The 11,194-nt window shown below is 61.5% G+C and carries 9 protein-coding genes; all 9 read left to right on the top strand.

The window, feature by feature from the left end:
• A partial coding sequence (locus H1Y01_RS05520; protein ID WP_180539306.1) for a hypothetical protein occupies positions 1-500 on the top strand: 500 nt, incomplete at its 5' end.
• A gap of 179 nt (positions 501-679) precedes the next feature.
• Positions 680-1,399: a response regulator transcription factor gene (locus H1Y01_RS05515; protein WP_180539304.1), complete on the top strand. Its 720-nt coding sequence runs from the start codon at positions 680-682 to the stop codon at positions 1,397-1,399.
• A gap of 7 nt (positions 1,400-1,406) precedes the next feature.
• Positions 1,407-2,900, top strand: coding sequence for a heavy metal sensor histidine kinase (locus H1Y01_RS05510; RefSeq protein ID WP_180539302.1), 1,494 nt, complete (start codon positions 1,407-1,409; stop codon positions 2,898-2,900).
• Complete coding sequence (locus H1Y01_RS05505; protein ID WP_180539300.1) at positions 2,897-4,030, top strand: PP2C family protein-serine/threonine phosphatase; 1,134 nt, start codon at positions 2,897-2,899, stop codon at positions 4,028-4,030. The genes H1Y01_RS05510 and H1Y01_RS05505 overlap by 4 nt, the downstream gene beginning before the upstream one ends.
• Positions 4,031-4,131: 101 nt before the next feature.
• Entirely contained in the window at positions 4,132-5,982 is a 1,851-nt protein-coding gene (locus H1Y01_RS05500) for a hypothetical protein (RefSeq protein ID WP_180539298.1), read from the top strand.
• Between the two features lie 53 nt (positions 5,983-6,035).
• Positions 6,036-6,899 carry an FhaA domain-containing protein gene (locus H1Y01_RS05495; RefSeq protein ID WP_180539296.1) on the top strand — a complete coding sequence of 288 codons (864 nt, stop codon included), beginning with the start codon at positions 6,036-6,038 and terminating at the stop codon, positions 6,897-6,899.
• A gap of 115 nt (positions 6,900-7,014) precedes the next feature.
• Entirely contained in the window at positions 7,015-8,499 is a 1,485-nt protein-coding gene (locus H1Y01_RS05490; protein ID WP_180539294.1) for a protein phosphatase 2C domain-containing protein, read from the top strand.
• On the top strand, positions 8,496-9,662 hold the full coding sequence (locus tag H1Y01_RS05485; RefSeq protein WP_180539292.1) for a serine/threonine protein kinase: 1,167 nt from the start codon (positions 8,496-8,498) through the stop codon (positions 9,660-9,662). The genes H1Y01_RS05490 and H1Y01_RS05485 overlap by 4 nt, the downstream gene beginning before the upstream one ends.
• The coding region (locus H1Y01_RS05480; protein WP_180539290.1) for a serine/threonine-protein kinase at positions 9,632-11,194 on the top strand (1,563 nt) is incomplete at its 3' end. The genes H1Y01_RS05485 and H1Y01_RS05480, both read left to right, overlap by 31 nt.

Genomic DNA, 11,194 nt, shown 5'->3' with positions numbered 1-11,194 from the left:
CGGTCACATTTTTCGATCCGCTCTATAGCGTCAATCGCGATCGATATCGCGATGGAGCGCTCGCCGATGTGCAGATGTCGGCGATTGCCTACTCGCTGGGGAGGGTTCCATGCGCGACAGAACTTCGTACCGCGGCCGGCGACGTGTTGGTTGAGGGCGCCGCGATCTTGTTACCGGTGCGGAGGAACGACGAGGCAAGTCGCGCGAGCACTCCCGGTGAGGAGGAAGCTTTCGGCCTCGCTTACATCCAGGAGCCGGATACGTTCCCGTTGCCGGATGATTATCAATTCTGCGCGCCGGTGAGGAATGTTAAGGAATCCGAGATTGGTGGGATCCTCGTCTGGAAGTTTCGTTCCACAGTAATGCGCATGCACGACGGCTCACAGGAAATCGATATCGATGTCTATTGCACGAGACAAGGGCTACGGGATGATGCGCCGCCGGTTGCAGGCGACACGATTTGGGGAACACTTTGGTTGCAGGGGACACTCGCAGGGTGACGACGTCCGTTTGCGATGAGGCAAATCGTGCGCAGCATCCGCGGCCCCAGGGATACCTGGGACTGTTTTCTATTGGGCGGACTTGAGCGGGCTTCCCGGTTTGCTTCACCACGCACACGACCCTAGCAGTTAGCGTTCTCGTCCACGCCCCGCTCCTCCTGTTGTACCCTGTAACCAGCATGCGGATTCTGGTCGTTGAGGACGAAAAGAAGATCGCCGACTTCCTGCAGCGCGGCCTGGAAAGCAATGGCTACGCCGTCGATGTCGCCGACCGCGGACAAGCCGCCGTCAGCTACGTCCACGACACCGATTACGACCTGGTGATTCTCGATCTCATGCTGCCCGATATGGACGGCATGAAGGTGCTCGAGCGGATCCGGTCGCGCAAGGTGGGGCCGCCGGTTCTGATCCTGAGCGCGCGCGGGGCCGTGGATGATCGCGTGAAAGGCCTTGAACTCGGCGCGGATGACTACCTCACCAAGCCCTTCGCATTTGTGGAATTGCTGGCTCGCGTCCGTGCGCTGTTACGCCGCGGCCAACCCGCCCCGGAGAAGTTGCAAGTCGCCGAACTCACCCTCGATTCCCTGCGCCGCAAGGTCACTCGCGATGGCGAAACCATCGAGCTTGCGCCCAAGGAATACGGGATTCTCGAATACATGATGCGCAATAAGGGCCGCCCGCTCAGCCGCACCATGATCGTTGAGCACGTGTGGGATATGGACTACGACGGCCTTACGAACATCGTCGACGTCTATATCCGGCACTTGCGTTCGAAGATCGACGACCGCTATCAGCAGAAGCTGATTCAAACGGTCCGGGGCATCGGCTACATGATCGATGCGCCGGAGCCCGCGCCGGTAAAGCCGTCTCCGTTCATTACTTCCGAACGGCAGGTGTGACGTGGAGTTGGCGGCTAAAGCGATTCGCCGCCCAACCCGCGGTCTCCGCCTGCGCCTTTCGCTGTTTTACACCGTCTTCTTTACGCTCATACTGACGTCCGTCATGGTGGGCTTCCGTGAGTATCTGGCACGCAGTCTGGACCTGCAAATTCGCGACGCCCTCGACGGCGATTGGGCCTTGTTCAAGGGTTACTACCGCCCTGAAAAGGGTAAGTGGACCTGGTTAGTCGAAGAGGACGATCCGGACGAAGTCGCGTTGCGGGGACGTCTACAGCACGTCCTGTTTATAGCCAATCCACAGGGCCAGCCGATCGAGACCTCCGACATCTACGAGACGCTTGGAGCCGATTCGAAGTCCCAGATCCTTAAGGTGATCGCGACGAAGCAGACACTCTGGGAGGAGAAGGTCGACTCTCACAAAGAGCATTACTTGATCCGCGCCGGTGTTGACGAGGATGACAACCTTCCCCACACTTACTACTACGTCGCGATCGGCCGCTCCCTTAAGGACAATCAAAAACTCCTCAGTGACTTCACCTGGCTCTGCTTCGCGGTGGTTCCAGTCGTAGCGTTGAGCGGATTCCTGCTGGGCTGGATTCAGGTGGGCCGCGCGCTGCTCCCGGTGATGGACATCGCGCAGGCCGCCGGCCGCATCAGCGGCTCGAATCTATCCATGCGCATCCCGGTGCGCCGGTCCCACGATGAACTTGACTACCTGATCGAAACCTTCAACAACATGATCGGGCGGCTCGAAGAGTCGTTCAATCAGGTTCGCCAGTTCTCGACCGACGTCTCGCACGAACTCCGAACGCCCATCACCGTGATTCGCGGACAGCTCGAAGTCGCACTCTTTACGGCCAAGACCGCCGAGGACTACCATGAGGCCATCGTCGACACGCTGCACGATATCGAGCGGCTGTCGGGTATCGTGCGCGCCCTGCTCTTGCTGTCGCAAGCCGAGACCGGCCAGGTGCTGCTGCAGCGCGTACGCCTCGATCTCTGCCGCCTCATTCATGACACCGTCGACCAGTTTCAGATTCCGGCGGAAGGGGCGCAGGTCCGCCTCTTCGCCTTCGAGTCGGATAGCGGCTGCGACGCCGATGTCGACCGGGTTCAAATCGAACGCATGTTGTCGAATCTGTTGTCCAACGCGATCAAATTCACTCCGCCGGGGGGAGAAGTGCGCGTTAACCTGCGGCAGGACGCGGATACGGTGACGATCGAAGTCGCCGACACCGGCCGCGGGATCTCGCCCGAGCACCTCCCGCATATCTTCGATCGCTTCTACCGCATCGCGGGGCCGTCTTCGCAGTCCAGCCCGGAACACGGTTTGGGATTAGGTCTCAGCTTTGTGGCGTGGATCGTGAAGGCGCATGGCGGTACGGTCGAAGTATCGAGTGAACCGGGCAAGGGGACGAAGTTCGCCATCCGGCTTCCGCGTTATCACTATGAATCCGCACCACCCGAACTGACCGAACCGATTGCGGTGTCCCGCGCGTGAGCTGGAAAGCGCGCGGCGAGATGTTCCGCAAGATGCCGGTGTCGTCGATCGCGACGTTCCTGGCCGGTGTCGGCTGCCTGTTCGCCGCGGTGGGGATCATCAACGATTGCCTGAGCCTGGAGGAATCGGACACGGCGCGCTTCATTATCATCGTGGTCGCGACGGCCGTTCCTTCCATGCTATGGGCCTGGTTCGGGACGGTGCGGATGATCCGGTCGATGATTGCGCTGTTCGTCGCGCAAACCGCCGTGTTCGTAGCCATCGGGTACTACTTTCCGGTTCACAGGCACACGTTGACCAACCAGCAGTGGCGTGACCAGGTGACGGTTCACGGCGTGTGGGTGCTCCTCTTCATCGTGGCTGGGTACGTTTTGTTCCTGTCTTTCTTCCGTCTCGAAGGCAAGCGCTTTTTCGCGGCCCACACCGAGATCGAGCTCGCATCGGGCATTCAGCGCCAGTTGGTTCCTGCCATCGCAACGGTCAGCAGCGGATTCGAGTTCTACGGAGTCTCGCTTCCGAGCGGGGCCGTAGGCGGCGACCTGCTCGATGTCATCCCGTTTGGAAACGCGACCTGCGCTTATATTGCGGATGTGGCCGGCCATGGCGTTCCCGCCGGAGTGCTGATGAGCATGATCAAGACCGCGGTACGGATGCGGCTGACCTCCAGCAACTGCCAGGGGCAAGGTCTGCTTGAGTCGGTGAATGAGGTCCTTTCGCCGTTAACGGACGCGCGCTCCTACGCTACGTTCGCCTATGTGTTGATTACGCCCGAACCGGAACTGACCTTTTCGCTCGCGGCGCATCTGCCGCTATTCCACTTTCAAAGCCGTTCGGAATGCCTGGAGCGCTGCACCGTGGAAAACCTTCCGGTGGCGATGTTTCCGGTCGTTAAATACGCAACCGGGCGGGTGTTATGCGAGCGCGGCGACTTGCTGGCGCTGGTTACCGATGGCATCACCGAAGTGTTCGGCCGTGACGGAGAAGAGATCGGCTACACCCACATCGAGAACGCGCTGCGCCGGAACGCCGGACGGACTCTGGCCGAGATTTCGGACGAGATCCTAGAAGCAACGGCCGCTTACGGCAAGATAACCGATGATCGTACGTTGCTTTTGATGCGCCGGCTCTGATGATCTCTTTCGTTGGCCGCCGATCCATGGTCGTTGTAGGTGCCTACCTTTCCCGACAGTCACCTGGGAGCCGCACGGGTTTAAATAGTAATGGGGGTTCTTTGAGACGCAGTATTGTGGGACTTTGCATGGCCGTCATCCCGGCGGTCTCTATCGCGCAAAACCCGCCGGTGGATTACCGGGTCGTCACCATTCAGCAGCTGACGTCGAACGGCGGCCGCGTCGCCTGGTCGCCCTCGGGTAACAATCTGATCGCGTTCGATCGCGAGAACAGCGTGGGCTACTTCGATGTCTGGACGATGAATCCGGATCCCGCCAATACCAATGAAATCTGCCTCACTTGTAATCAGGCGGCGGCGCCTCCTTATAACAAGGGCAATCCGGACTGGCATCCTTCCGGCAACTACATCGTGTTTCAGGCGCAGCGGCCGGATATGACGTACTCTACGGATCCAACGGCCCTCGACAATACTCTGGCTCGCCCCGGAGTGGGTATCAACAACGTGATCTATATCATGGATGCCGCGGGTGAGAACTATTGGGAGGTCGCGGCCAGCGAAAATCCGGCGCCGGGCGGCGTTTTGCACCCGCATTTCTCGCATGACGGCACGAAGTTGATCTGGGCCCAGCAAATCGCGCGCGACCCCCTTCCCAGCGGCGAATGGGTGATCCAGGTCGCGTCATTTACGCCCGGAGTTGCCGGCGGGGCCCCTACGGTGCAGTTACTCAACACGCTACAGCCCGGCGTCATTCCCGCGTTGCTGGAGACACACGGATTTAGCCTCGACGACACGACGATCTTCTTCTCCGGCACAGCCAGCGGGCAGCCGCAGTATGGAAACGATATCTACTCTTATAACCTCAACACCGGCGCATTCGCAGATCTAACCAATACTCCGGATAACTGGGACGAGCACTCCAGGCCCAGCCCCGTTGAAGAAAAGCTGATCTTCATCAGCACGTACGGAAACCAGAACAGCAGCCTCGGTAACTTACAACAGGACTACTGGACAATGAACTATGACGGCTCCGACAAGAAACGCGTGACGTGGTTTGTCGACCCGGATAGTCCTTATTACCTGTCGGGGATGACGACCGGAGACAACGACTGGAGTCCGGACGGAACGCAATCCGTTGTGTATCTCATCAATACAGCGGGCGGAGCAAGCCTGGGACAAAGCGGCGCCGATTACCTGCTCACCTTCGGCCCCAGCGCCACCGCCGCATCCAGCGCCAGCTATTTCAATTTCCCCCAGGCGCCGGGATCGATCGTCTCAACGTTCGGTTCGAACCTGGCTGGAAGTACAGCGGGCGCGGCTTCGACGTTAACCACCACTCTGGGGCAAACCAGCGTCACCGTGACCGACTCCCAAGGTACGGCGCGCCCGGCGCTACTCGCCTTCGCATCGCCCGGACAAGTGAACTGGATCGTGCCGGCCGGAACCGCGCCGGGTCCGGCGACGGTCGCGTTCAATGCTTCATCCGGTGCGGTGCTCGACACCATCGGCGTCGAGCGCGTCTCGCCCGCGATCTATACGATTCTGTCGAGCGGCAGCGGACCCGCGGCCGGCTTCATCAATGTCTACCCGTCAAACGGACCATCCACTTCGCAGCCGATCTTCAACTGCGCATCCTCGTGTACCACGGTTCCGGTGAGTATCAGCGGGGGATCTGCGTATCTGATCTTATTCGCTACCGGCATCGAGAACCATCAGAGCTCGGTAACGGCGAAGATCGGTCCCTCGGCGGTCACGTACTGGTCGGGGCAGGAAGTCGTCTCGTCCGGGTCCCAGACGGTAACCGCGTCGTTCGCGGGCGCGCAGGGCCAGTTCACCGGGCTCGATCAAGTCAACATCCCGATCCCCGCAAAGCTGGCGGGAGCGGGTACGCTGTATGTTCAGTTGCAGGCGGACGGCTTCAACTCGAACGTAGTACAGATTCAGTTGCAGTAAACGAACTTCCGGGCGGCGGCGGGCGTATAACGATACTGGAAGTAGTGCGCCCGATGCCGACTGCCCCCACCCAAGCGATCACGCCGAAAGACATCATCGACTTTTTGCTCGACGAGATGGAACAGGGGATTTCCCCCAGTTTCTACAGCAATCTGGTCCCGAGCGTGTTCGACATCTACCTGCATGCCGATGATTACGACCGCTTGCGCCCGCTGGTTCCCCGAGTTAAGAAAGAAGCGGTCACCGCGCTGGAGGAAAAGCTGCGGTCGATGAACAAAGCGGCCGAGCCGAAACTGCGGTTGCCGGGTGTGCCGGTGAAGAAGGGCAAGCCGAAGTTCGAGACGCTGGGCGACTGGTCGGTCGATCTGCACGAGAACATGGATGACGACGCGCCGGAACATCCACTGGTCATTCATTCGACCTTTCCCGCCGCTGCGGAGCCGGACGATCGTGTCGGGACACTGACCGAGCGCGTCACCAAGCGCACGGCGGCGGGCGAAACCACCACCACGGCGACGATGCGCAGCGGCCCGGTGGAAACGAGCCGCGCGGCCGGACTGGTTTTCGCCAGCCTGTCGTATGACGATGACGCGGGTTCCCAAACCTATCAGATGACGAAGGAACTGATCAAGATCGGACGCGGCGGCGTTGATCGCTGGGTCGATCTGAAGCTGAAGAGCAAAAAGGATATCTCACGCGAGCATCTGCAGATCCGGCGCGATCCGGTTAGCGGCAACTTCTTTATCAAAGACTTGAGTTCACTCGGCACCACCGTCGATGGAAAGCGGGTGCCTCCGAGCATTGAGAGTGTTGACGGCGCCGATGTTGATAAGAACTTGGAAGTGCCGCTGCCGCCGAAGTGTCGGATCGGCCTGGCGGGCGTGATGACGATCGATTTCAAGGCGATGCGCAAATGAGCCTGACCACCTTGCACAGCGCTCGCATTGTCTTCCTCGTTCTTGCTTTGCTGTTCGCAATCGCGGTCGTTGCGATGGTTGCCGTGCAAGCCCGGCGAAAGGCGTAATTCCGGCGATGGCCGATTCTCCGACCAAATTCGCTTCCGCCGCCGCGAGCGATCAAGGCAACGTGCGCGGCAACAATGAAGACCGCGTCTATGCCAACGATGCGCGCGGCACGTACGCCGTGGTGGATGGCATGGGCGGCCATGAAGCGGGCGAGCACGCCGCCGAGATCGCGGTGGAACGAATTCGCGCGCGGCTCGAGCGGCAATCCGGCACGGCCGAGCAGCGCTTGCGCGAGGCGATCGCGCTGGCCAACAACGCGATCTACGAAGCTGCCGAGGAACATCCGGAGTGGGCCGGCATGGCTTGCGTGCTTACCGCGGCCGTGGTCGAAGACGGCCACGCGACGGTGGGGCACGTGGGGGACTCGCGCCTTTACCGCATTCGCCGCGGGGCGATCGAAAAGGTGACCAGCGACCACTCCCCCGTGGGCGAGCGCGAAGACGCGGGCGAGTTGAGCGAGGCGGAGGCGATGACGCATCCGCGCCGCAATGAAGTGTTCCGCGATGTAGGATCGCAGGTGCGGACGCCGGACGAGGAGGATTTTATCGAGATCCGCCGCGTTCCGTTCGAGCCCGATGCCGCGCTGTTATTGTGCAGCGACGGGCTGAGCGATGCGATTCCGTCGGCAAAAATCCTTGAGATCGTGGAACGCAATGCCGGACAACGCGAGCGCGCGGCGGATGAACTGATCCGCGCCGCCACGCAAACCGGCCGCGATAACGTGTCGGTGGTGCTGGTGGAAGGCGAACGGTTTGGGAGGCACGCCGGGAAACAAGCCGGTCCGAATCCGGTGCTGCTTTCCGCCCTGGCCCTTCTCATTGGGATGGCCATCGGCGGCGGCGCGGTCTGGTGGTGGATGAACGCGCACCCGGTTCCGGCGCCGGTCGAGCGCCCGCACCAAACTCTCGTCGCGCCGCCCAAGACCCTCGCAGCCGTGCTCGCGTCCAGCCAATCCGGCGACACGCTCGTCCTTGCGCCGGGCACGTACGATGGTGATATCAGCCTGAAGGACGGCGTAACCATCGAAGGGCAGCGGCCGGGCGAAGCAATCATCAACGGCTCCGTTTCCGCGAGCGTTCTGGAACGCGCGCGAATTGAAGGCGTCACTGTGCGCGGTCCCGTTCGAATTGCGAGCAGCGACGTGGCTCTGGTCGACGATGAACTTGGCGGCGGCGTTTCGGTCAGCGGGAATGCGCGCGGCGTCATAGCCGGATGCAAAGTACGCAACGCGAACGGGCCCGCGATTCGCGTCGCCGGCGCCGCCGCGCCTCTCATCGAAGAGAACACGATCGAACGCGGAACGTCACCGGCACTCGAGCTTCGATCCTCATTGCGCCCCGTCGTGCGGAACAACGTATTCACCGGCTTGGGTCCGGCGGAACCGATCTGGTCGGAGCGCGCGGACCCGTCCGTCGTCGACAGCAATTTCTTCCCGGGTTGGACCAGTAAGCACGCAAAGGTCAAGTTGATTGCCCCGGAGCAGCAGCCATGAAGCGCGGCGATCGCTTCGAACGCTACCAGATCGTCGAACTCGTCGGCCGCGGCGCGATGGGCCAGGTGTTTCGCGCCAAAGACACCGTCACCCTCAACGATGTCGCCCTGAAAGTGGTTGAGGCGCCGTTGACGGGTGAGGACCGCGACATCATCGAGGCCGAGCGTTTCGGAGCGGAATTGCAGCGGCGCTTGAATCTGGCCGACAACCGCGTGGTGCGCGTCAACCGCTTCGGGGATCTCGATGGAAGCTTGTTCGTCGACATGGAATATGTCGACGGGCAGGATGTTGCTGCGGCGCTGGCGCGTGGACCGCTCGACGCGAAGTTCGCCGCCTATGTCGCGCGCGAACTCTGCCAGACGCTGGAGAATCTGCGCGCCTTCAAGACCACGATCGGCACGCGCCATTTTTGCGGCGTCATCCATGGCGATCTGAAACCGCGCAACGTCCGTCTGGATCGCCGCAACGCCGTGCGCGTCATGGATTTCGGAATCGCGAAGGCGCTCTCGGATACGCGCAACGAGACGGTGAATCTGTTCGCCAGCACGGCCTATTGCTCCCCGGAGCGGCTCGAATCCGGCAAGATGGATTCCCACTCCGACCTTTGGTCCGTCGGCGTCCTGCTCTATCAAATGGTCTCGGGGCGGCTGCCTTTCGACGACGAAAACAGGATGAGTCTGGAGCGGCGCATCTGCTCCGGCGGCGGACCTGATCCGCTGCCGGAGAGCTGTCCCGAGCCGCTGCGGCAGATCACGGCGAAGATGCTGGCGCGCGAACTCTGCCGCCGGTATCAGACCGCGGCGGAGGTCAACGACGATCTCGCGCGCTTCCAGACCGGCCATTTCGTGGTTGTGCCGGAAGTGGTTGTGCCGGAAAACGACGCTACGGTACGCACCGCGGCTCCGGCTCGGGAGTTTGACGCGGAACGGACCCGGCGCACGGTGCAGGAATCCTTTCCAAGAATGACGCCGGTCGCCGCGGTCCCGATCGCCGTGACTCCGCGACGACGCCCCGGCCGACTGCTCATGGCCACAGTGACACTCGCGCTGCTTTACACCATTGCGAAGATTGGATTCGGGCCTGCGGTGGCCTTGCTCTTCGGACTGGCGATCGGCGCGGGGGCGGCGTGGTGGTGGCTGAAGCCGCGGGAGTTCCAGCGGTGAATCGCGGCGACCGCTTCGAGCGCTATCAGATCGTCGAACTCGTCGGACGCGGCGCCATGGGGCAGGTGTTTCGCGCTAAAGACAGCGTCACATTGAATGAAGTCGCGCTGAAGATCGTCTTCGCTCCACTCGCGGGCGAGGATCGCGACGTCATCGAAGCCGAACGTTTCGGCGCGGAGCTTCAGCGTCGATTGAGCCTGGCGGACACACGCGTGGTCCGCGTGAATCGTTATGGCGATCTCGATGGGCATCTGTTCGTTGACATGGAATATATCGAGGGGCAGGATGTCGCGACGGCGCTGGCGCATGGTCCGCTTGATCCAAAGTTTGCCGCCTATGTCGCGCGCGAGTTGTGCCAGACGCTGGAGAACCTGCGAGCATTCACCACCACGATTGGCACGCGCCATTTCGCCGGCGTCATCCATGGCGATCTGAAGCCGCGCAATGTACGGCTCGACCGCCGCAACGCCGTGCGCGTCATGGATTTCGGAATCGCCAAAGCGCTATCCGACACGCGTAACGCCACGGTGAATCTCTTCGCTAGCGCCGCCTATTGTTCGCCGGAGCGCCTCGAATCGGGCCAGATGGATGCCGATTCCGATCTGTGGTCCGTGGGCGTGCTGCTGTATCAGATGATTTCCGGGCGGCTGCCTTTCGGCGAGGAAACCAAGGTGAGTCTGGAGCGCCGCATCCGCTCCGCGCAAGGACCGGACCCGCTTCCTGAAACTTGTCCCGAACCCCTGCGGCGAATCATCGCGAAGATGCTCGCGCGCGATATTCGGCATCGGTATCAAACCGCTGCCGAGGTCAACGACGACCTGGCGCGCTTCCAGACCGGTCAGCCGGTTCTCGCTGAAGCTGCCGTTTCAGCGACGGAAACGCCCGATAATGAAGCGACCGTTCGTACCGCCAGCCCCATCGGCGTGCCGGATGCCGAGCGCACCATTCGCACCGGTCCGGGTTTCCCGGTGGGTTCGTTACCGAAAATGACTCCGGTGCCTCCCTTGCCGCGGCAACGGCCGGGACGCGCACTGATGGGCTGCATGGCCGTGGCTTTGATTTGTATTCTGGCCACCGCCGGATTCGCCTTGAGCCAGTGGAACTTCTCCGATGCCGCGGGCAAACTGAAGAACGACATTCAGACCGAGCAGGTCTCCGATATGAACGTGGCGTGGAATCGCTATCAGAAATTGAATAGCCGCACGCATCTGCCGGGTTTGCTTTGGGGCGCGCGCAATGCCTTGCGCAAGAAGCTCGTTGCCGCCGCGGACAACGTCATCGCCGAGTATCGCGACAGCGATGCACCCGCGATTTTCGAACCGCAATGGATCGAAGCGCGTAACAACTTGAGTAAGGCGCTGGAACTCGATCCCGATAGCAACGACATCCTGGGTCGCATCCGGCTTTGCGAGGGACATATCGATCGCATCGACGCCGGTGGTCTGCACGGCCCGGCCAGGCAGAAAAAGCTGAACACCGCCGTGGGTAAGTTCAACGAAGCCGCCGATCGCTTGCGGCATTCGCCCGATCCC

This window comes from Nevskia soli, assembly GCF_903970205.1.
In the GTDB taxonomy this organism is placed as follows: domain Bacteria; phylum Acidobacteriota; class Terriglobia; order Bryobacterales; family Bryobacteraceae; genus Bog-113.
This window is presented reverse-complemented; position numbering and strand designations above follow the sequence as displayed.